Origin of the sequence: Streptomyces sp. NPDC051963 (assembly GCF_044593495.1) — a bacterium.
Taxonomy (GTDB): domain Bacteria; phylum Actinomycetota; class Actinomycetes; order Streptomycetales; family Streptomycetaceae; genus Streptomyces.
Window position 1 is genome coordinate 427,529 of sequence record NZ_JBIUCC010000006.1, and the last position, 21,061, is coordinate 448,589.

Here is a 21,061-nt window from a genome sequence, read left to right on the forward strand (position 1 = left end):
ATCGTGGGACTGATCTCGGAAGTGCTCCTCCTCCCGTTCGCCCCCGTGCGCGGCAGCGCGTGGGTCATCGAGCAGGTGGTGCAGGAAGCCGAACGCATCTACTACGACCCCGCGACGATCCAGGCCGAACTCGCCCGCCTGGAGACGCTGCTGGAGGCCGGTGAGATCACCGAGGAGGAGTTCGACCAACTGGAGGACGAACTCCTCGACCGGCTGGAGACGGCCACACACAGAAGCTTCGGAACGGACGACGGGACGACACCATGAACCGAACACTCATCGGCCTCGCGATCGGGGCCGGGTACGTCCTCGGACGCACCAAGAAGCTGAAACTGGCCATGGCCGCGGGCACGTTGATCGCGGGCAAGCGACTGAACCTGAGCCCCGGCGCCGTGGCGGACCTGGTCTCGCGGCAGCTGAAGGACAACCCGCAGTTCAAGCAGATCGGCGACGAGCTGCGCCAGGACCTGAGCGGCGTCGGCAAGGCCGCCTCGGGCGCGCTGGTCGAGCGGCAGATGGATGCGCTCGCCGACCGTCTGCACGGCCGTACCGCCGATGTCCGCGACCAGCTCGCGGGTGTCGTGGAGACCGGGCACGACGAGGACGAGGAAGACCAGGACGAGGAACAGCAGGAAGAGAAGCTCGAGGACCGCGACGAGTCCCTGGACGCCGACGAGAGCGAGGAGACGTCGCGCAAGAGGGCCGCCCGGAAGGCTCCGGCTCCGGCGGAGAAGAGCGCCTCCCAGACCGCCCCCAAGACCGCCAAGAAGTCCGCGCGCAAGGCGCCCGCCAAGAAGACGGCCCCGAAGAAGACCGCAGGTGCCCGGAAGCCGGCCGCCAGGACCCCCTCGCGTGCCACGAAAGGGAAGGGAGGCGGCGAGCGATGACTCCGAACCCGGCATCCACGGCCACTGACGCGGCCGGGAAGGCCACCAGTGCGACTCCGCTGTCCGGCCTCGCCCAGAGCGAGGCGGCCGACCGGCTCAAGGCGGAGGTGCAGCAGTACCTCTCCGCGCAGGCCGAGCGCCTGCTCGTCGGCGTCGGCCGCAAGCTCGGCGAGACCACCGGCAAGCTCAACGACATAGCGGAGGGCAACAGCCCCGGCTTCGGCAAGCTCGCGCTGGACGGCGGCCGCAAGCTCGCCGAGGGCAAGGGCCCGCTGCGCTCCGCCCTGGCAGTGGGTGTCTCCGGTGCGAAGGAAAAGGTCGTCGGCGCCCTGAAGAACCTCGGCGGCGGCAAGGGCAAGGGCAAGGGCGCCGCGGGCAAGAAGCCGACCGTCATCATCGAGCAGGTCGACGTCTGCGTGCCGGTGCGCACCGCCTACGACCAGTGGACCCAGTACCAGGAGTTCAGCACCTTCGCGAAGGGTGTGAAGAGCGCGGGCCGTGCGGACGACACCCAGTCCGACTGGCAGCTGAAGGTCTTCTGGTCGAACCGCAGCTGGAAGGCGAAGACCACCGAGCAGATCCCCGACGACCGCATCGCTTGGACGTCGGAGGGCGCCAAGGGCACCACGAAGGGCGTCGTGTCCTTCCACCACATCGCGGAGAACCTCACCCGCGTCCTGCTGGTCATCGAGTACTACCCCAGCGGTCTGTTCGAGAAGACCGGCAACATCTGGCGCGCCCAGGGCCACCGGGCCCGGCTCGACCTCAAGAACTACGCCCGCTTCATCGCCCTCAAGGGCGAGGCCTCCGACGGCTGGCGCGGCGAGATCGGCGACGGCGAGGTCCTCCGCAGCCACGAGGACGCGGTCGCGGAGGAGGAGAACGAGGGCCAGGAGGACGACGAGCAGTACGAGGAGGAGCCCGAGGGCGAGGGCGAGTACGAGTACGAAGGCGACGAGGAGGAAGCCGAGGAGAGCGCGAAGGACGACGAGGAGCCCGAGGGCGAATACGAGGAGGAGCCCGAGGACGAGAAGGCGTACGAAGACGAGGAAGAGTACGCCGAGGGCGGGAGCCGGCGATGACCACGGCGAGCCGGCTCCCGCAGCCCTACGGACACGACGGCGGCAGCAGTCTTGCCGACATCCTGGAACGTGTCCTCGACAAGGGCATCGTGATCGCCGGTGACATCCGGATCAACCTGCTCGACATCGAGCTGCTCACCATCAAGCTCCGCCTCATCGTCGCCTCCGTCGACAAGGCCAAGGAGATGGGCATCGACTGGTGGGAGGACGACCCGGCCCTCTCCTCCCGCGCCCGCCGCAACGAACTCGCGCGCGAGAACACCGAGTTGCGCGAACGACTGGCGCGCCTGGAGGAGCTGGAGGCGGCGCCACCCACGGCCCGGGCCGAGCGCACCCGCGAGGACGGAGGAGGGGATTCGGCGTGACCGAACTGCGGTACGTCTACGCGATCTGCGAGCCGCTCGGCGCAGAACTCCCGGCCGGGCTCACCGGCGTCGCGGGCGACCGGCCGCACATGTTCCCGCACCTCGGCCTGGTCGCCGTGGTCAGCCATGTGCCCGAGCGCGACTTCGCCGAGCAGCCGCTCCGCGCCCACCTGGAGGACCTCGACTGGCTCGCCGATACCGCGCGCGCCCATGAGCGGGTGATCGAGGCGCTCATGGGCGCGTCGATCACCCCGCTGCCGCTGCGCCTCGCCACCGTCTTCCATGACGACACAGGCGTCCGCTTGATGATGGAGGAACAGGCGGCCCACTTCCGCGACACCCTGGACCGGCTTCAGGGCCGTATCGAATGGGGTGTGAAGGTCTACGCCGAACCCGAACCCGAACCCGAACCCGACGCCGAGCCGGCGCAGGGCGACGGCCCTCGCGGCAAGCCGGCCTCGGGCCGCGACTACCTGCGGCAGCGGCGCCGGACGGTCATGGCCCGCGAGGACACCTGGCAGCAGGCCGAAGGGTTCGCCGACCGGCTGCACGCCACGCTCTCCGCGCACGCGGAAGGGACCCGGCTGCATCCGCCGCAGAACCCGGCCCTCTCCTCGGCCCCGGGCCAGAACGTCCTCAACGCCGCGTATCTGGTGCCCCGTCCGTACGCCGCGGAGTTCATGGACGTCCTGGACCGTACGAAGTGCCGCGAGAGGGGGGTCCGGATCGAGCTGACCGGGCCGTGGGCGGCCTACTCCTTCGTCGAGAGTGTCGGGAGCGGCGGTTCGCAGAGCAGTCCGGAAACCGGTCCGGGGGCGGGCACATGACCGTCGTGGAGGGTCGTGAGGTGGCTCTCGTGGACCTGCTCGACCGGCTGCTCGCCGGCGGAGTGGTCATCACGGGAGACATCACCCTGCGCATCGCGGACGTCGACCTCGTCCGTATCGACCTCAACGCCCTGATCAGCTCCGTGAACCGACAAGTGCCGTCCCCCTGGGGTGACTCACCGTGAACGAGCGTCGCAACCGACTCGACCTCGAGCCCGACACCGTCGAACGCGACCTGGTGAAACTCGTCCTCACCGTGGTCGAGTTGCTGCGCCAGCTGATGGAACGCCAGGCGCTGCGCCGCTTCGACCAAGGCGACCTCAGCGAGGAGCAGGAGGAACGCATCGGGCTCACACTGATGCTGCTCGAGGAGCGCATGACCGAGCTGCGCGAACGCTACGGGCTGCGCCCCGAGGACCTGAATCTGGACCTCGGGCCACTGGGGCCGCTGCTTCCTCGGGAGTGAGACGCCCCGGAGTGAGACGCTCCGGGGCGTGCGGTCGGGGAGTTCGGGGCAATCGTCAACAGGCAGATCGTGCCGTACGAAGGCGATCCTCACGTAGTCCGCACAGGCGGGTGCGGGTCAGGCGATCGCCTCGGCGAGCAGCGTGATCTGGTCGAGTCCCGATCCGGTGGGGACGAAGATGAGCTCGTCGCAGCCGGCGGCCTCGAAGGCGGCGGCGTAGGACTTGACCATGTCCGAGCTCACCGCGGCGCTCGCGGCGACCTGGCTCGCGGCGTCGCCCAGGAAGCCGTAGTAGTCCAGGAGGTAGGCGTCCGCCTGCGCGCGGGCGTCGGGGCCGAGCCCGAAGTAGGCCAGTGACAGCTTGCGGGGCGTGCCCGCACGCCCCGCGTCCCGCCACGCGGCGTCCACGCCGACCGCGGCCTGGGAGAACATCTCCGGGGTGCCGCCGCCCATGATCCAGCCGTCGCCCAGCTCCGCCACCCGCCGGAAGCCGGCCTCGGTGGAACCGCCCAGAATCAGCTCGGGACCGCTCTCGCGTACGGGCCTGGGCCCGATCGCGCCGGCGAATCCACGCTCCTCGCCGGCCCAGACGCGCTTCATCTCCTGAAGCTGTTCCTCGAAGCGGCGCCCTCGGCCCTTGGTGGACAGTCCGCTGGCGGCGAAGTCGTCGTCGCGCCCGCCGAGTCCCAGCCCGAGCACGAACCGTCCGGCGGAGATACGGTCGAGGGAGGCCGCCTGCTTGGCCAGCAGGGCGGCATTGGTGTGGAGCGGCGCGAGGAGCACGCTCGTCGTCAGGCGGATCCTGCTGGTGACGGCGGCGGCCGCAGCGAGGGCGATCAGTTCCTCGTAGCCCGGGTAGACCAGTCGGCCGATCGTGCCCAGGGTGGTGAACCCCGCCTCCTCGGCCTGCCGGGCCCAGTCGAGCAGCCTCGGCGGTTCGGTTCCGGGAACCGTGTTGGGAAGGCCGATTCCGATGTCCATCCGTTCCTCCAGTCGCAGGGGACTCGCTCCGATCCCATCATGCGCACAGATGCCGCACAGGCGACCGCAGTGACATCGGCCCGCCATACCGGCGGGGCCGTCCATACACCGGCAGTCCTCGTGCTGCACGCACACGATGTGCCCGAGCCGACGGCCCGTCAGCCCGATTCAGCCCCGCCCGAAACCCCGGACCCCCGGACCTCTTCCGGCTACCGATGGAGGGGTCAGCGGTCCAGGGCGGGAAGGTCGGCCAGGCCGGTTTCGAGCATGATGCGGTCGACGGTCTCCTCGAGAGTGCTGCCGGCCCCGATGACGGTCTCGGTGCCGCCGGGCAGGAGATCGAGCTCTCGGTACCACTCGCGCAGCCGCGGCTCGCTCACCTCGCTCGCGGTCGGCTTGGTGGCGTGGCGGGCGAGGGTCTGCTGGAACGGTACGTGCAGGTAGTAGGCGTGGGTCGGGCCGCGGTGGGCGGCGCGCAGTTCGGCGAGCATGTCGCCGTAGTGGTCGGAGTACAGGATGCCTTCGACGACGACGTGGTACCCGGCATCGAGCGCGTAGCGGGCCGTGAGGTCGATCAGGCCGATGTTCGCCGCGCCCGGCCTGTCCCGCTCCCGCAGAACGATGCGTCGGAGGTTGTCCTGGCCGACCAGAGCCAGGCCGCGTCCGAAGCGGTCGCGGATGCCGGCCGCGACGGACGACTTGCCCGAGGCGCTGTTGCCACGCAGGAACACCAGCCTCGTGTCATCGGTGCCCACCATCATCCGGCGGAGGCTACCGGCAGCCGCTTGCGCCGGCTGTCGTTCGCCGGCAGCGGGGCGCGGCGACGCACGACAGCCGGCCGCGACCGCTCTACGGGGTCCGGCCTCAGGTTCGCGGGCCCAGCAGGCGGATCGCGTCGGCTGCCACCGTGCCGTCGGCGTCGTTGGTCAGCTCGATCGACGTTTCGAGTCCGGCTCGCAGCCGGAACTCGCCGAGCGAGACCCATGAACCGCCGCGCGGATCGGGTTCTCCCGCAACCCGTTGGTCGATCCGTACGGTGGTGGCGGCGTCCGCGTGGAAGACGGTGTACGGGGCGTTGCCCGCGCGGGTGGCGGCCGGAGGGTACGACGCCTGGATCTCGTACACGCCGTCGAGCGGCACGGCCGGCCGCCAGCGCACCATCCGCTCGCCCGAACCGGCGGGCGCGGTGCGGTAGTTGCCCGACCAGAAGCCGGGGTCCGCGGTCGCGGTGGCCCAGGTGCCACTGACGACCTCGAAGCCCAGCCGGGCGTTGTCCACGACCACCTCCGCGCGTACGTCGGCGGAGCCCGGTGCCTCGATCAGGCTGAGGGAGTCGAGGCCGAGCCGGGTTCCACCGCCCCGGCCGGTTCCCGTCACCGCGCACCGCAGGGTGTGCCGTCCGGCGCGGAGCCGGGTGGTGCCGAGGTGGGCCAGATCGAAGCCGTCCGCCGACTGCGCCGTGGTGTCGATCGCGAAGTCGGGCAGTCCGGTGCGGTTCATCGTGACGGTGGCCAGTGCGCCGTCCGCCGAGCGGTGGTAGCGCAGGAGCAGCTCGTACTCTCCGGTGTGCGGCACCCGGAAGGTGAACTCCAGCTCATCACCAACCTGTTCGGGCGTGAAGACCAGTCGCTCGTCACGGCGCGCGAGCGGATCGGCGACGGTCTGCACGACGCCGCCGGTGACCTCACGGTCCGCTGCGGCCAAGGCGATGACGGCCTCCCGGTAGTGGGGGCCATGGCGCAGGCTGTCGCGACCACGGGTCAGCCACTCCAGCGAGAAGCGGCAGACGTTGACCCGGCGCGGGGCACTCGCCAGATCACCGTCGCAGCCGTAGAGCAGCACGATGGTGCCGTCGGACAGCCGGGCGAGATCCGAGTAGAAGGAGCGGTTCTCGTTGATGACCCGCTGGTAGCGGTACGAGAAGCCCTCGTCGTAGCTGACCGACACCGTCATGTTGTATCTGACGGGAGAGTCGGGGCGGCTGAAGAGCATCCGCCCGGTGTCGCGGCTGCCGGGGCCGCCGGTGTAGCGCAGCAGACCGGCGTCCACCGCGTTGAACGAACCGGTGCCGCCGTCGAACGCCGGCTGCGACCAGGTCAGACCGTCGTCCGAGCTGACGGAGACTATGCGCTGGCCTTCACCGCCCGCCGCGGCGCGACCGTTCACGAACACGGTGCCGTCGGAGCGCTGCACCATCCGCGCCTCGTTGATGGGGTACGCGACCTGTACGGGCACTTCGCCGGCGGCCTGCCAGGTGACGCCGTGGTCATCGCTGTACAGCGGCGCGACGCCGTAGTACCGCTCGGCCACGGTGTTGCCGACGATCACCCTGCGGTGCAGGCAGTTGAGCAGCAGCCGGCCGGAGCGCAGCTGGAGTCCGTGGCCCGGACCGGGGCCGTGCAGCGCCCAGTTGTAGGGAAACCCGTCGAACAGGCCCGCCAGGCTCCGTGCTTCCCCCCAGGTCCGGCCGCTGTCCCGGCTGGAGATGACATAGAGCTCGCCCGAGTCACCGGAGCAGGAGGTGTTCTGCGGCAGCCGGAGCGAGAGCATGTAGAAGAGGAAGACCTCCCGCGTCTCCCGGTCCACGACCAGTGCCGGGTTGCCCCAGGACTGGCCGTCGACCGAGGTGACCAGTGCGCGGCTCGCCTCCCAGGTCCGGCCGCCGTCGGTGCTGCGGCGCAGCAGCAGATCACGCGGGCCGGCGTCGCACACCTCGTGGCGGCCCTCGGTCACGGCCAGGATGGTGTCGTCGGGCAGTACGGCGAGTGCGTGGACGTGATAGTTCACGAACGGGCCCTCGGCGGAGTCCCAGAGGGTCTGCTCGTGGAAGAGGACGCCGTCCGGGTCGGACACGGAGGAGCGCTCGGCGGCGTGTGCCGTGGATCCGAAGGCCGCGGGGCCGAACGCGGCGGTCGCCGAGGCGCCGACGACGCCCAGGGCGAAGGATCTGCGGTTCATGGCGGTGCGGTTCGGTCCGCTGTCGGACATGGTGGGCCACCCCTTTCGGGCGGTACGGAGGTGAGGGACCCGGCGCGGGGCGTCACGGTCCCGATCGGGACGTACGGAACTGGTCAGGGGCGTGTGTTCTGGTCGGGTAACGCCTGTGGTGCCGGTCGGGCACGTGCGTGTCCGGCGCGTACCGGATCGGACGCGGGTACGGGATCAGGCGCGGATGAGATGTGAGTCGAGGGGAGCGAGCAGGTCGAGCAGTGCCTTCCGCTCCCCGTCGGAGCACGGTGTGAAGGGCGCCGCGACATACGGCGGGCAGAGCCCTCGTTCGGCCAGGACGGCCTTCACCGCCGGCACACCGGGTCGAACCGTGTGCAGTGCCAGCACCTCGTCGAGCCGCTGTTGCGCGCGCCGCGCGTCACCGTCCCGGCCTTCGCGGTGGGCGCGGAACAGTTCGACGGTCGCCACGGGCGCCAGATTGGCCACGCCCAGCACCACGCCGTCGGCCCCGAGCCGCAGCGCGTCCAGTGCCTGCCGCTCCGCACCCTGGCTGACCCCGAAGTCCTCGCGCCGGCGGGCCGCTTCGAGGGCGTGGCCGAACAGCGCGAGGTCGCCCGAGCTGTCCTTGATGCCCACCAGGTGCGCGAGGCCCGTCAGTTCGTCGAGCAGCGCGGGTGTCAGCGGATTGCCGTAGCGGGGAGCGTGGTAGGCGACGACCGGAACGCCGAGCCCGGCCAGGGCGGCGTAATGCGCGACGATCTCGTCGTGCCGGTGGTGGAAGTAGATCGGCGGGCTGAGCACCAGCGCGTCCGGCTCGGCGGCCCGGACGGCGTCCGCACGCTCCAGCGCTTCCGCGGTGCCGGGTGCCGTGACATTGACCAACACCCGGCCACCGTCGGTCAGTTCGCGCCAGCGTGTCGCCACTCCGGCGGCGAAGTCGCCCAGTTGTGCCGTGGGGAGCAGCGGGCCCTCGCCGTTGCTGCCGAAGAGCATGAGGCCGCGTGCGCCCGCCGCCGCCAGCGCGCCGAGCAGGGCGTCGGCGGCCCGGGCCGACGGTCGTCCCGGCCGGTCCATCGGTGTCACCAACGGGACGATCACACCGGCCAGCAGCGCGCGACCGTCGACCTGACCCTTTCCGCCGCCGGCCCGTCCCGGCGGGTCGTCCCTTCCGTCACCGCCGGAGCGTCTTTCCCCGCGCGCGTCTCCGCCCTGACTGTCCATCAGTACCCCTTGACCTCGGGCCAGGCCAGTTCGACCCCGGCGCGCGTGAGTTCGTCCTGGAAGGTGCGCAGCCGTTCGCCGTCCTCGTACACCTGCTCGACGTCCAGCCGGTTGTCGAGACAGTGCGCCGCCAGCGACCCGGCCGCCTCGCCGATGTTCCACTCGACGGGGTGCAGCCGGTAACAGCCGTTGGTGATGTGGGTGGTGCCGATGTTCTTGCACACCGGCAGCAGGTTCCGCAGCCGCACCGGGAGCAGGGCGCCCAGCGGGATCTGGAAGGGGCTGCTGGCCACGTCGATGTACGTGTCGCCGCCGGTGGACGGGTGCAGGTCGATCCGGTACATCCCGATGCCGACGGAGTCCGGGCAGCGCACCGCGCCGTGCTCGCCCCGCACGGTGAGGGACAGGTCCTGTTCGACGATCCGGCGCCGGGCGACGATCCGGCGTGACTCACGGATGTACGGCGCCTTGGCCAGCCCGTCGGCCGTGCCCAGCACATCGCCGCGCAGTCGCAGACCGGGCCAGCCGGTGCCGCCGTCGGGGCGGGGAGCCTCGGTCTGGAGCCAGTAGAGCATGCTCATGCTCAGCTCACGGGCCCCCGCCAGATGCCGGTCCCGCTCCTTGTCGTCCACCCCGATCAGCGGTCCGGGCAGATAGTCGATCATGGGCCAGTTGACGATGGTCACATCGCTCGCGGCGAACCCCGGCCGGTACAGCTTCCGGGAGACCACCCGGCGGAACTCCCACAGCTCCTTGTCACCCGCGTCCTTGCTCTGGTCGGCGACGACGGGCCCCGAGTCGGCGTTCGGAGTGAAGCCGCGCGGCACCGTCCGAAGCGTCCTCGGGTCGGGCGCGCTCAGACTCAGCAGCCGGTTCGGCCACTGCGGGGGGTGGTAGGCGGCCCAGCCGTCGTAACCGGCCGGCCGGTCGACGGTGTGGTCCTCGCCGGCCACATGGTCGACGGCGAACACCCAGGAGAACGCCTGCATGTTGGCCGGTTGAGCCTCGTCGGGTGCGCTCGGCTCCCCGGTGTCCCGTCGCGACTCGAAGCCCGTCACATGCTCGGCGCCGGTCAGCGGCAGCAGGTCGCCGAGTTCCGTCGCGTCGAGGACGTACGGCGCCGACACCTCGATCCGTGTGGCGTCCGGCCCTTCGACGACCACGGACCGCACCCGGTCGCCGTCCACGGAAGCCGCCACCGGTCGGTGCCGGTACAGGATCCGCAGCCGGCCGGCGGTCACATACGGCGCGACCATGGCCTCCAGAACGGCGGCGGCCACCCTCGGTTCGTGGCACAGTGCGCTCACGCGCCCCTCGCCCGGGTTGAGATACCGGCGCCGCCTGGCCTCGTCGGTGAGCGGATACCAGGTCCGGTAGTGGTCGCGGATCGCCTCCCGCAGCGCTCGGTAGGTACGGGTGGCACCGAACTGCTCGATCCAGGCGTGCTCGTCGGGCGGCACGCCCTGACTGGTGAGCTGACCGCCGATCCAGTCGGTCTCCTCGGTGAGCAGGACAGACCGCCCTCGGTCCAGGGCGGCCAGTGCAGCGGCCACACCGCCGAGGCCCCCGCCCACGACGAGGATGTCCGTGGCTGCCGACGTCTCTTCGCTCATGTGCCGCTCCCCTCCCCCAACTCGCCCGCACCGTCCGGGCCGAACGTGAAACTCCGGACTCCGCCCCGTACGTCCACCGGCACGGGCGGGCCGCCGCCCGGCGGGGCGACCAGCAGATCGCCGATGCCCTCGGCGGTACCGGAGACGCGGTCGCCGGTCCGGCGGTAGCCCCGTACGACGACGCCGGGCGCCATGTCCAGCAGGACACTTCCTTCGAGGTGAACAGTGAGCCGGCCGGCCGCCCGGACGTCGAGGCGGCCTTCGCCGAGCGGCAGGTTGCACAGCTCGGCCGGCTCGCCCGGGTGGGCGAACCGCCAGCCGTCCGGGCGCGCGTCGGCCAGCTCGCCGAAGGCGAGGTACGCCAGCAGACCTCCCCATGCCATGAGCCCGTCCGACCGCTTCTGAAGGCTCGTCAGGTTCTCTCCGTCGACGGCCGGATAGTTCTCCCTGACGTGGCCGTACACACGCCACTCGTCGAGAAACAGCCGCAGCAGGTCCCTCACCACCGGCCGGCTCAGCTCCGTCAGCCCGTACCGCCGCAGCCCGGATACGGCGAGATACGCCATCGGCGCCCAGATCCGGCCCCGCCAGTACGTCGCCGCGAAACCGGGGTCGTTGCGGGCCACGCTGGGCAACGGCCGTACGCCGCCCAGCACTTCGGGCCGTAGCAGATCGGCCGCCGTCGCAGCCGCGCGACCGGCGTCCGGCAACCCGCCGAGCAGCGCGTACAGCATCGTCGGTGAGACATGCGGATCATGCGCGTCCGCCGACGTGAGATTGCGGTAGCCGCTGTGCTCGCCGTCCCACAGCAGCCGGTCGGCGACCGCCCGGGCCGCGGTAACCTCGGCGCGCAGTCGGTCGGCCGTCGCACGCTCCCCCAGGATGCCGGCGATCTCCGCCAGGGCCTCGGCGTCGGCGATGTGCAGCGCGTTCAGGCCGACGTCGGCGAGGTCCATGGTGTGGGTCACCGGGTCGAACCGGGTCTCGTCGTACATCGGCGAATCGTCCAGGCCCGACTCCCGTTTGGCCCGGTCCAGGGTCGCCGACGCGGGGTCGCCCGGGATCGGGTCGGACCCCCAGGCGAGCAGCCCGTGCGGTCCGCGGCGGGCCCGGGGCCACCAGTCGTGCCAGGCCAGGAGCGCCGGGAAGGTGCTGTCGAGCAGCGCCGTGTCACGGGTCTCGGGCGACAGGCCGCCCGCGAGATAGGCCTGATACACCGTCAGCGCGCCGACCGGCGGCTGCGAACGGTCGTCGGTGCGGCCCCTGTCGTCCGAGATCCGGTTCGGGATCATGCCGGCCTCGTCCGCGTACGGCAGGATCTGCTCGAAGACGCCGCGCGCGTAGTCCCGGTCGACGGCCGAGGCGGCGAGACCGGTGAAGAACGTGTCCCAGGCGTGCAGGGCCCACGTGCCGTAGAAGCCCTTCCGCTCGGCGGACACGAAGTCCCTGGAGGTCGGGGTGAGGACGCGGCCGATGTCGGGCGCGTAGATGGTGTTCCAGGTGACGGCCCTGGTCAGGGCGTCGGCGGCATCGCCGAGCCAGCCACCGGAACGCAGCCGGGTGCGCTCCGCTGTCAGCGCCGCGATGTGCAGTCTTTCGGCTGCGGCGCCGTGGGGGCTGGTCGCGCAGTTCCCCGCGCCCCTTCGGGGCGCTGATGTGGCCGGCTCGATGTGCAGATTTACGGCGCCTTCGCTTGGCTCCATGTCGAACGCGAGCACCAGCGCCCCCTTGGGGCCCTCGACCCTGCGGGCCCGCGACGAGGTGGTGACCGTCCAACAGATCCCACCCGCGCGGACGGTGGCAGTCAGGTCCGTCGGTTCCTCGATGTCGTCCAGGCCCTCCACCGACAACACGATCACGCCCGCACTCTCGGCGCGTGCGTCCAGAACGTCCCCCGGCCCGCCCGCGAACTCCAGCCGCAACCGGTGCCCCGCCGCCCGTACCGTCACCTCGGCGTAACTGCCGTCCACGGTGTGATGGCCGAGCCGCTCCAGTCCGTCGCGCCAGGTGAACCCGTCGAGTACCGGGCCCTCGGGACCGAGTACGCCGAACCGCACCCGCGGTCCGGAGGGCAGCCGGCTCATACCGGTGTGCGTTCGGACGTCCCAGGTGTTCCAGCCGGTGGGCGCCGGAGTCGCGGTGGCGTGTCGCCGGTTTGTCCCGCGCTCGCTCATACGACCGCCTTGCCGTCGGCGGCACCGTCACCCGGCACCGAGTCGTCCAGGTCCAGGGCGGCGTCCAACAGCGCCTGGGTGTACGCGTGTCGCGGTGCGGTCAGCACGTCGCCGGTCCGGCCCTCCTCCACGATCACGCCCTGGCGCATCACCGCCACCCGGTGGGCGATCTGGTGCACCACCCCCAGGTCGTGCGAGATGAAGAGCATGGCGAGCCGGTGCCTGCCGCGCAGATCGACCAGCAGCCGCAGGATCTGGGCCTGGACCGACACGTCGAGCGCGGAGACCGCTTCGTCGCACACCAGCAGCCGGGGCCGTACCGCCAGCGATCGGGCGATGCTGACGCGCTGGCACTGACCGCCCGAAAGATCCCCCGCGCGCCGCGACGCCACCTCGGGGTCGAGCCCCATGTCGGCGAGGAGTTGGTGCAGGGCGGCGGTGCGGTCGCCCTCGGGTGCGGTGACCGGGTGGGTGCTCCAGACCTCGGCGATGATCGAGGCGACCGTCATACGCGGATTGAGCGACGACCGCGGATCCTGGAACACCATCTGCACCGCACGCTGAAGCTCGGGCGGCCGACGCCCCGCGCGGCCGAGCGGCCGTCCCTCGAAGGTGAGCGTCCCGGCGCCGGGCCGCAGCAGTCCGGCCACGCACCGGGCCACGGTCGTCTTGCCGGAGCCCGACTCGCCGACCAGCCCGAGTGTCTCCTCGGGTGCCACCGACAGACTCACCCCGTCCACGGCGACCTGACCGCCCCGCCGTCTTCCGTAAGTGACCCGCAGATCGCGTACGTCGAGGAGTCCACGCTCCCTCGTGCTCACGCCTCCGTCACCTCCTCGGCGAAGTGGCAGGCGCTCCAGCGCCCCGGTGCCACCTCCCGCACCTGCGGCACCTCGCTGCGGCACCGGTCGCGGGCCATGGGGCAGCGCGGGTGGAACGCGCAGCCGACCGGCCGGTTCGCCGGTGTCGCCGGTGCGCCCGGCAGCGGATCGGCCAGTGCGGTACGGGTCCTGACGGCGGGCACGCTGCGCACCAGGGCGGCGGTGTACGGATGGGCGGGGCGCCGCAGGACGTCACGGGCGGCGCCACGCTCGCAGACACGTCCCGCGTACATCACCACGACTTGTTCGGCGACGTGCGACACGACCCGTAGGTCATGGCTGACCAGCAGCATCGCCAGTCCGTCCGCGGCCTGGATGTCGGCCAGCAGCCGCAGGATCCGGGACTGCACGGTGACATCGAGGGCCGTCGTGGGTTCGTCGGCGAGCAGCAGCGCCGGGTTCCCGGCCAACGCCATCGCGATCATGGCGCGTTGGCGCAGGCCTCCGGAGAGTTCGTGCGGGTAGGCGCGCATCCTCCGCTTCGGCTCGGGCACCCCTGCCCGGTCGAGGAGTTCGGCGACCCGGCGGTTCACCTCGGCACGCGGCAGCCGGTCGCGGCGCGGCACCTCGCCGACCTGACGGCCGATCCGCTGGGTCGGGTTGAGCGCGGCGAGCGGGTCCTGGAAGATCATCGCCATCTCCCGGCCGCGTACCGCACGCAGCCGTGCCCGGTCGGCGGCGATCAGGTCCTCGCCGTGCCACAGCAGTCGGCCGGCCATCGTCGCGCCCTCTGGTGGCAGGCCCAGGATCGCCTTGGCGGTCATCGTCTTTCCGCTGCCCGACTCGCCGATCAGCCCCACGGTGGTCGCGCGTGGCACATCGAAGGACACGCCGTCCACCACGCGCATCCGGGTGCCGTGCGGGCCGGGCAGTTCCAGCACCAGGTCGTCGATCCGCAGGATCGGCCCGTCGGTCGCCGGCGCCGCGTTCCCTGCGCCGCGTTCGCGTGCGGTTCCGGCGGGGGTCACGAGCCGCCCGTCCGTACGGCGGCGAAGTCCGGGAGTCCGCTGGCGTCGGGGACGAAGCCCTTCAGGTCGCTGTTCCAGGCGTATGCGATGCTCACCGACATCGGGTACATCCCGACCGCGTCCTGCCAGATGATGCGGCTCGCCTGACCGTAGAGGTCGGTGCGCTTGTTCTTGTCGGCCGTCGCTCCCGCCGCCGCCAGCAGACCGTCCAACTGCTTGTTGCAGTAGCCGTTCCGGTTGGCCGCACAGGTGTAGAGACGGCCGAGGTTACTGGCCGCGTCGTAGCTGGGGGTGGCCAGCTGCTGGAAGTTGATGTCCCACTTGAGGGCGATCAGGTCCTCCGTGAAGGCGGCCTGCTCCTTCTCCAGCGGGTCCACCTGCACGCCGACCTTCTGGAGGTCCGAGACGACGGCCTGGATGAACGGCCGGAACTCGGCGTTGGCGAACTGGAGCCGCAGCTTCTTGGAGAAGTCGAAGCCCGCGGCGGTGAGCGCCGCCTTGGCGGCTGCCGGGTCGTGGGCCACCGGCGGCTGCGCCACATGTCCGAGGACGACGCTCGTCACGGGCGCGTCGGCCGGCTTGCCGGTCTCGGGATAGAGCTTGCTGATGATGGTCTTGAAGTCGACCGCCTGCCAGATCGCCCTGCGCACCTTCGCGTCCTTGAGCGCGGGGATCGAGGAGTTGAACCACATGGTGAACTCGGCGCTGCTCGGCACGGTCTCCACCGTCAGGTCCTTCTGGCCTTGCAGAGAGGCTAGTTGGTCGTCCGGGATGCCCCACACGACGTCCACCTCGCCCGTGCGCAGTGCGGTCATGCGGGCCGCGAGCTCGGGGATGTTCCGTACAGTGACGCGGCGAAGCGCGGGCTTCTCGCCTCCGTACTTCTTGTTGGGCACCAGGGCCAGCGACTCGCTCGGGGTGAAGGCGTCGACGGTGAACGGGCCCGAGCCGACGGGGTGGTTGAAGAAGGCGGTGTCGTCCTTGCCGACGCCCGTCGGGATGACGTAGAAGGTGCCGAGCTTGCCCGGGACGGACGCGTCGGGCGTCGGGCTGTGGAGGACCACCTCGGTGGGTGAGGTCTTGGTCATCGTGTTGCCGGGGAAGTTGCCCGCGTTGGGGCCGTTCAGGCTGATCATCCGCTTGAAGGATGCGACCACGTCGTCGGCGTCGAGCGCGGAGCCGTCGGAGAACGTCACGCCGGTGCGCAGCGTGAACGTCCAGGCCGTGACGTCCTTGTTGGGCTTCCAGGAGGTGGCGAGGTCGCCCTTGAGTGTGCCGTCCGCGTCGGGTTTCACCAGTCGGCTGAAGATCTCCTGTGCGGCCAACTGCGTTCCCGTGGAGGCACCTTGGGCGCCGTGCGGGTCCAGGCTCTCGATCGGATAGGTGCCCGCGGCCGTCACGTCGCCCGTGCCGGCGGAGCCGTCTGCGTCGTCGCCGCCGGTTGTCGTCGAGCAGGCGGCGAGGAGCGCCGCGCCCGCCGTGGCGGTGGCGGCGAGCCGGATCAGCCGGCTCCTTCCGTGCTCACGCGTCCTGGTCATGGTGGTGTGCTCCTGTCGATCGGGGGTCGGTCGGAGTCAGCTGGTGCGCGGCGCTGGGAAGTTCAGCCGGGGCGGCCACGCCCGTAGCGGGCGGTGAGTTGGTCGCCGAGGATGCCTACGTTGACGATCAGGAGGGACAGGGCGATGCCCGGCAGGGTGGAGATCCACCAGTGGGTTTCGAGGTACTCCTTGCCGTTGGCGATGGTCTGCCCCCACGACACGGTTGACGGCGGCAGGCCGATGCCGAGGAAGCTGAGCCCGGCCTCCGCCAGCACCACCAGCGCGAACTCGAGCGTGGCGAGGGCGACGACCGGTCCTGCCGTGAACGGGAGTACGTGCCGGGCGAGGATGGTCCGCGCCGGCACGCCCAGCACTCGTGCGGCGTCGACCCAGGGCCGTTCCCTGAGGGAGAGCGCGATGCCGCGGGTGACGCGGGCGAAGGTGATCCAGCCGGTCGCCGACAGCGCGATGACGACCAGCAGGGCACTGCGTTTGAAGGCGCCCGCGATCACGATCGCCAGCAGGATCGCGGGAAACGCCAGCAGGATGTCGAAGATCCGGGCGAGTACGGCGTCGGCGGCGCCGCGGAAGTAGCCGGCGACGGCGCCGAGGACAACGCCGACGAGACACGAGAGCGCGACCGTGGACACGCCGATGAGCACCGCCGTTCGGGCCCCGTAGACGATCTGGGCCAGCATGTCGCGGCCGAGCCCGTCCGTGCCGAGCCAGGCGGTGCCCCCGCCGGACGTCCTGGAGCCGGGTGAGAGCAGCCGGTCCTCCAACGATGTGTGCACCGGGTCGTAGTCGATCAGCAGCGGTCCGACGACGGCGACCAGCAGATAGCAGGCCACGATCAGAAAGGGGACGCGGGACAGGAGCGGGCGCCGCGCCCGCCGCGGAGCCGTCAGCTGCTTTTCGGCGGCGACGGTGATGTCGGCCATCAGACGGCTCCCGTCCGGATACGGGGATCCAGTTGGGCGATGAGCAGGTCGGCCATCAGATTGAGTACGACGACGATGCCGGCGATCAGGAGGGTGGTGCCCTGCACGACCGTGTAGTCCCGGTTGGCCACCGCCTCCACCACCAGCGATCCGAGGCCGGGCCAGGCGAACACGTTCTCGACGATCACGGCACCGCCGACCAGGGCCCCGACCTGGACGCCCACCACCGTCACGACCGGGATCAGCGAGTTGCGCAGGGCGTGGCCCAGCAGCACCTGACGCTCGGTCAGCCCCTTGGAGAGGGCGGTCTGGATGTACTCCTCGCGCATCGTCTCCGCGAGGCTCGTCCGGGTCAGCCGGGCGATGATCGCGATGAACGGGAACGAGAGGGTGACGGCCGGCAGAACCAGATGCTGGGGCGTGCCGACCCCGGAACTGGGCAGCACGCGCAGGCTCAGCGCGAAGACCAGCACCAGCATGATGCCGATCCAGAACGTCGGGAACGACTGGAGGGCGATCGTGCAGGCCGAGACCACCCGGTCCACCACCCCGCCCGGCCGCGCGCCGGCCAGCATGCCGAGCGTCAGTCCCACGATCACCGCGATCGCGGTCGCCGTCAGCGTGAGGTCGATCGTGGCGGGCAGCCGGTCGAGCACCGCTTCCATGGCGGGCCTGCCGAGCCAGTGCGACTCGCCGAAGTCGAGCCGGCAGACATCGCCGAGGTAGCTGAGGTACTGCGCGCCCAGCGGCCGGTCGAGTCCGAGCGAGGCGCGCAGACTGTCGATCTGGCTCTGGTCGGCGTCCGGGCCGAGCAGGACCGTCGCGGGGTCGCCGGGCGCGGCCCGGACGATGAGGAAGATCAGCGAGGCGGCGCCCCACATCACGAAGACCCCGATGAGCAGCCGGTGCACGATCATCCGGATCATGACCTCGGCCTCCTGCCGGGCTCGGGCGGAAGGGCGACCGGACCGGTGACGGCCGGCCGACTGCGGACCGGGCCGACCGAGTCACCCGGTACGAAAGCGCAGGGCACCGTCAGCCGGCGCGGCTCAGGTGTCTCCTGGTCGAGCAGCTCGATCAGCACCCGTACGGCCTCCCCCGCCATCTGGGCGCGGGGCAGCGAGAACCGCGTCCAGTTCCGCGCCTCGGGTGTCCAGGACGGCGGATCACCCAGCAGGGCCAGCGAGCAGTCCTGCGGAAACCGGACCCGCTGTGTGCCGGCCATCGCCGCCAGCGCCTCGGTGAGCCGGTTGTCCTCGGTCGGCTCGACCAGCAGCGCGGTGATCCCTAGCTCGTCGATCCACCCTTCCAGCCGCTCGACGGTCAGGTCCGCCGGGTCGGTCAGGGTCCGGATCAGCGTCTCGTCCAGGGCGAGGCCGGCCTCGGCCAGCCCGCGCCGGTATCCCTCCTCGCGGTCCCTGGTGGGTTCGCTGTCCTGAAGGGCCCGCAGATACAGGATCCGCCGGTGGCCGAGTCGCGCCAGCTCCGCGACGAGTGCCGCGGTCGCCGAGACGTAGTCGGCCGCCACGTAGGAGAGTTCACCGTCGTCCACCTCGCGGCGTCCGACGAAGACGAAGGGGAAGTCCTCCCGGACCAGCGCCGACAGCTCCTCGCGGCGGACGTTCCTGCCGAGCAGGACACAACCGTCCGCGATCTTCAGCCGGTTGGCCCCACCGACGTAGATCGACCGCTCGGCCCCCGAAGCACCGGCTGCGCCGCCGCCGGAACAGAACAGCAGCAGGTCGTAACCCTGCCGTGCCGTCTCCTCCTCCACGCCGAGCAGGAACGGGTAGTAGAAATCGCGCTGGTCGATCGGGAACACCGACTCGAACGTGTACAGCCCGAGCAGCCGGTTCCGGCCGCCTTTCAGACTGCGCGCGGCGACATTGGCCGTGTAGCCCAGTTCCTCGGCCGCCGCCAGAACGGTCTGGCGGGTCGATTCCGCGATCTGCGCACTCGCCGCGCCTCCGCTGATCACCAGTGACACCGTTGCCTGGGAGACGCCGGCATGCCGGGCGATGTCCCGCTGAGTGGAGCGTCTACGTCGTTCGGGAGGAACCATGAGCACTCCCACTTAATACGTATTAGCAAGTGCCGAAAGACGCTACTCGGATACGGAGAAACGCGTCAAGACTCGTGAACTGCCTTTGTCCTGCTTGTTTCTGACAGATGATCTGATCTTGCGGAGTGACGGGATTCGCCATCTGTGTGCACAGGAGAGCCATGGCACGCGGACGCGATGTTCAGGAAGATCGGGAGTACGACCGCATTCCGGCATCCCGGTATTCCGGCATCCGGCATCCGGCATTCCGGTGGGAAGGGGAACTCGATGACCGTCCGCACCATTCGTGAGAACACCGCTGCCGACGACCTCGCGTCCCGCTTCGACCGGGACGGATACGCCGTGCTGGAGGGCGCCCTGACGCCGGATGAGGTGGCGGAGCTGCGAGCGGAGACGGTGCGGATCTGTCGCGGCGAGCGGGGGGCCGTCGAGGGGGCGCCGCCGTCGGTCGCGGGCGAGAGTGACGACGACACCGTACGGAGATTCCTGTGCGTGCACTATCCGCACAAGCTGTCGGCGCTCATGCTCGACACCATGCGCCATCCCGCCGTCGTCGGACCGCTGACGCAGGTGATCGGTCCCGACATCAAGTCGATGCAGTCGATGCTGTTCGTCAAGTCCGAGGGGAAGCCCGGCCAGGCGTGGCACCAGGACGAGATGTTCATCCCCACCCGGGACAGGTCGCTGACCGCCGCCTGGATCGCCCTCGACGACGCCACCGTCGACAACGGCTGCCTGTGGGTCCTGCCGGGTTCGCACCGTCCCGGCGTCATCTACCCCAACCGGCAGCACGACGACGCCCGTTACGACTGCACGGTCGAGTCCTACGGCTTCCCGTACGACGACGCTGTCGCCGTTCCCGTCGAGATGGCCGCCGGTTCGGTGCTGCTCTTCAACGGCTATCTGCTGCACAAGTCGCTCCCCAACACCGGTCGGCAAGGCTTCCGCCGGGCCCTGGTCAACCACTACATGAGCGCCTCGTCCCTCCTCCCCTGGGCACCTCCCGAGGCCGAACTGCCCATGGCCCAGGCCGACTTCAGAGACATCGTGCTGGTCGCGGGCCGGGACCCGTACGCCTACAAGGGCACCACCGACATCCGTACCCCCCGTGTACGGCGCGACCGGTCCGGAGGCTGCGACAGGTGAGGCCGTGACGGACCGCGCCGCACGCGTCCCGCCCTTCGCCCCCACGCTCCTGGCCCGGCTCGGACCGGCGGTCGCCGACTACCCGCCCGGGTCGGTCTTCGGTCCCAGGGACGCGGGTTCGTACGAGTTCGTCTGGCTGCTGCACGGCAGTGCCCGCTGGGTCTGCGGTGACCGGACCGTCCCCCTGACACCCAGTGCGCTGCTGCTCGTGCGCCCCGGTATGCGCGACACGTTCCACTGGGACGCCCACCGGCCGACCCGGCACGCCTACACGCACTTCCGGCTGTCCCCCGTCGTAGGGGGTGCCGGTACCTCGTACGACGGCGACTGGCCGATCGTCCGGGACCTGACGGGGCGGGGCGACCCGATGGCCGCGCTCTGCCAGTACCTCCTGACACTCGGCGCGAACCGCCCGCCGGCCTGGGAGCGGCACGCCGAGGAGACCCTGCGGCTGCTGCTCTTCACCTTCGTGCACGGCACCGGCCCGGAGACCGGCACGCAGACGCTCCCGGAGCCCCTGGTCGCCATGATGGCCGCCGTCCGCTCCGACTGGTCGGACGGCGTCGCCCGGCCGATCACCCTGGCGCGGCTGGCGCGGGCGGCCGGAGTCTCGGAGAGCACGCTGAACCGCATCTGGCGACGGCAGTTCGGCCTCAGCCCCGTGGCGGGGCTGGAACGGCTCCGCCTGGCGCGGGCCGAGCCGCTGCTGTGGCTGAGCAACCTCTCGCTCCGCGCGATAGCGGTCCAGTGCGGCTTCGCCGACGCGTACCACTTCTCGCGCCGATTCCGCGCCGTCTACGGAATGTCCCCGAGCGCCTTCCGCAGGATTCCGCCCGAGTCGGCACCGCCGTCCCCGATCAGCAACGGCGCACTGTCCGCACTCCAGCCTCTGGCGCCTCCCTCGCACCCGGGTCAGTGAGCCGGGGGCAAGCGCGTGGCATGCGCCTGCCCCCGGCCCGC

The 21,061-nt window shown here is 70.9% G+C and carries 21 protein-coding genes; 9 read left to right on the top strand and 12 right to left on the bottom strand.

Annotated elements, in window-relative coordinates; all coding sequences use genetic code 11:
- Window positions 1-3 precede the first annotated feature (3 nt).
- From ACIHFB_RS26530 to ACIHFB_RS26560, 7 genes are read left to right on the top strand one after another with little or no spacing between them, the layout of a single operon-like run.
- Window positions 4-267: a gas vesicle protein GvpG gene (locus tag ACIHFB_RS26530; protein ID WP_365282969.1), complete on the top strand. Its 264-nt coding sequence runs from the start codon at window positions 4-6 to the stop codon at window positions 265-267.
- A complete protein-coding gene (locus ACIHFB_RS26535; RefSeq protein ID WP_400128103.1) occupies window positions 264-887 on the top strand; it encodes a DNA primase in 624 nt (207 codons plus the stop codon). The genes ACIHFB_RS26530 and ACIHFB_RS26535 overlap by 4 nt, the downstream gene beginning before the upstream one ends.
- On the top strand, window positions 884-1,969 hold the full coding sequence (locus ACIHFB_RS26540; protein ID WP_400128104.1) for an SRPBCC family protein: 1,086 nt from the start codon (window positions 884-886) through the stop codon (window positions 1,967-1,969). Before ACIHFB_RS26535 ends, ACIHFB_RS26540 begins: the two co-directional genes overlap by 4 nt.
- A complete protein-coding gene (locus tag ACIHFB_RS26545; protein WP_365282966.1) occupies window positions 1,966-2,334 on the top strand; it encodes a gas vesicle protein in 369 nt (122 codons plus the stop codon). Before ACIHFB_RS26540 ends, ACIHFB_RS26545 begins: the two co-directional genes overlap by 4 nt.
- Window positions 2,331-3,161 carry a GvpL/GvpF family gas vesicle protein gene (locus tag ACIHFB_RS26550; RefSeq protein WP_400128105.1) on the top strand — a complete coding sequence of 277 codons (831 nt, stop codon included), beginning with the start codon at window positions 2,331-2,333 and terminating at the stop codon, window positions 3,159-3,161. Before ACIHFB_RS26545 ends, ACIHFB_RS26550 begins: the two co-directional genes overlap by 4 nt.
- Window positions 3,158-3,346 (top strand): gas vesicle protein, encoded by a 189-nt coding sequence (locus tag ACIHFB_RS26555; protein WP_328368606.1) that lies wholly within the window; start codon window positions 3,158-3,160, stop codon window positions 3,344-3,346. The genes ACIHFB_RS26550 and ACIHFB_RS26555 overlap by 4 nt, the downstream gene beginning before the upstream one ends.
- Window positions 3,343-3,627 (top strand): gas vesicle protein K, encoded by a 285-nt coding sequence (locus tag ACIHFB_RS26560; RefSeq protein ID WP_365282964.1) that lies wholly within the window; start codon window positions 3,343-3,345, stop codon window positions 3,625-3,627. The genes ACIHFB_RS26555 and ACIHFB_RS26560 overlap by 4 nt, the downstream gene beginning before the upstream one ends.
- A gap of 117 nt (window positions 3,628-3,744) precedes the next feature.
- On the opposite strand, the gene ACIHFB_RS26565 is transcribed toward ACIHFB_RS26560, so the two are convergent.
- From ACIHFB_RS26565 to ACIHFB_RS26620, 12 genes are all read right to left on the bottom strand, one after another.
- Window positions 3,745-4,608 (bottom strand): LLM class flavin-dependent oxidoreductase, encoded by an 864-nt coding sequence (locus ACIHFB_RS26565; RefSeq protein ID WP_400128106.1) that lies wholly within the window; start codon window positions 4,606-4,608, stop codon window positions 3,745-3,747.
- A gap of 224 nt (window positions 4,609-4,832) precedes the next feature.
- Window positions 4,833-5,366, bottom strand: coding sequence for an AAA family ATPase (locus ACIHFB_RS26570; RefSeq protein WP_400128281.1), 534 nt, complete (start codon window positions 5,364-5,366; stop codon window positions 4,833-4,835).
- A gap of 106 nt (window positions 5,367-5,472) precedes the next feature.
- Window positions 5,473-7,596, bottom strand: a complete 2,124-nt coding sequence (locus tag ACIHFB_RS26575; RefSeq protein WP_400128107.1) for an exo-alpha-sialidase — start codon at window positions 7,594-7,596, stop codon at window positions 5,473-5,475.
- 174 nt (window positions 7,597-7,770) lie between these two features.
- Window positions 7,771-8,778: a dihydrodipicolinate synthase family protein gene (locus ACIHFB_RS26580; protein WP_400128108.1), complete on the bottom strand. Its 1,008-nt coding sequence runs from the start codon at window positions 8,776-8,778 to the stop codon at window positions 7,771-7,773.
- The gene (locus tag ACIHFB_RS26585) at window positions 8,778-10,391 is read right to left on the bottom strand and encodes an FAD-dependent oxidoreductase (protein WP_400128110.1); all 1,614 of its coding nucleotides are present in this window, start codon (window positions 10,389-10,391) and stop codon (window positions 8,778-8,780) included. Before ACIHFB_RS26585 ends, ACIHFB_RS26580 begins: the two co-directional genes overlap by 1 nt.
- Window positions 10,388-12,565 carry an MGH1-like glycoside hydrolase domain-containing protein gene (locus tag ACIHFB_RS26590; RefSeq protein WP_365282959.1) on the bottom strand — a complete coding sequence of 726 codons (2,178 nt, stop codon included), beginning with the start codon at window positions 12,563-12,565 and terminating at the stop codon, window positions 10,388-10,390. Before ACIHFB_RS26590 ends, ACIHFB_RS26585 begins: the two co-directional genes overlap by 4 nt.
- The gene (locus ACIHFB_RS26595; protein ID WP_365282958.1) at window positions 12,562-13,386 is read right to left on the bottom strand and encodes an ABC transporter ATP-binding protein; all 825 of its coding nucleotides are present in this window, start codon (window positions 13,384-13,386) and stop codon (window positions 12,562-12,564) included. The genes ACIHFB_RS26590 and ACIHFB_RS26595 overlap by 4 nt, the downstream gene beginning before the upstream one ends.
- Window positions 13,383-14,414, bottom strand: a complete 1,032-nt coding sequence (locus ACIHFB_RS26600) for an ABC transporter ATP-binding protein (protein ID WP_365282957.1) — start codon at window positions 14,412-14,414, stop codon at window positions 13,383-13,385. The genes ACIHFB_RS26595 and ACIHFB_RS26600 overlap by 4 nt, the downstream gene beginning before the upstream one ends.
- Window positions 14,411-15,952 (bottom strand): ABC transporter substrate-binding protein, encoded by a 1,542-nt coding sequence (locus ACIHFB_RS26605; RefSeq protein WP_400128111.1) that lies wholly within the window; start codon window positions 15,950-15,952, stop codon window positions 14,411-14,413. Before ACIHFB_RS26605 ends, ACIHFB_RS26600 begins: the two co-directional genes overlap by 4 nt.
- Before the next feature lie 62 nt (window positions 15,953-16,014).
- On the bottom strand, window positions 16,015-16,893 hold the full coding sequence (locus ACIHFB_RS26610; RefSeq protein ID WP_365282955.1) for an ABC transporter permease: 879 nt from the start codon (window positions 16,891-16,893) through the stop codon (window positions 16,015-16,017).
- The gene (locus ACIHFB_RS26615) at window positions 16,893-17,819 is read right to left on the bottom strand and encodes an ABC transporter permease (protein ID WP_400128112.1); all 927 of its coding nucleotides are present in this window, start codon (window positions 17,817-17,819) and stop codon (window positions 16,893-16,895) included. Before ACIHFB_RS26615 ends, ACIHFB_RS26610 begins: the two co-directional genes overlap by 1 nt.
- Complete coding sequence (locus ACIHFB_RS26620; RefSeq protein ID WP_400128113.1) at window positions 17,816-18,955, bottom strand: LacI family DNA-binding transcriptional regulator; 1,140 nt, start codon at window positions 18,953-18,955, stop codon at window positions 17,816-17,818. The genes ACIHFB_RS26615 and ACIHFB_RS26620 overlap by 4 nt, the downstream gene beginning before the upstream one ends.
- A gap of 267 nt (window positions 18,956-19,222) precedes the next feature.
- On the opposite strand from ACIHFB_RS26620, the gene ACIHFB_RS26625 reads away from it, so the two are divergent.
- On the top strand, window positions 19,223-20,101 hold the full coding sequence (locus tag ACIHFB_RS26625; RefSeq protein WP_400128114.1) for a phytanoyl-CoA dioxygenase family protein: 879 nt from the start codon (window positions 19,223-19,225) through the stop codon (window positions 20,099-20,101).
- A 4-nt stretch (window positions 20,102-20,105) separates the two neighbouring features.
- Complete coding sequence (locus ACIHFB_RS26630) at window positions 20,106-21,020, top strand: AraC family transcriptional regulator (protein ID WP_400128115.1); 915 nt, start codon at window positions 20,106-20,108, stop codon at window positions 21,018-21,020.
- Window positions 21,021-21,061: the final 41 nt, after the last annotated feature.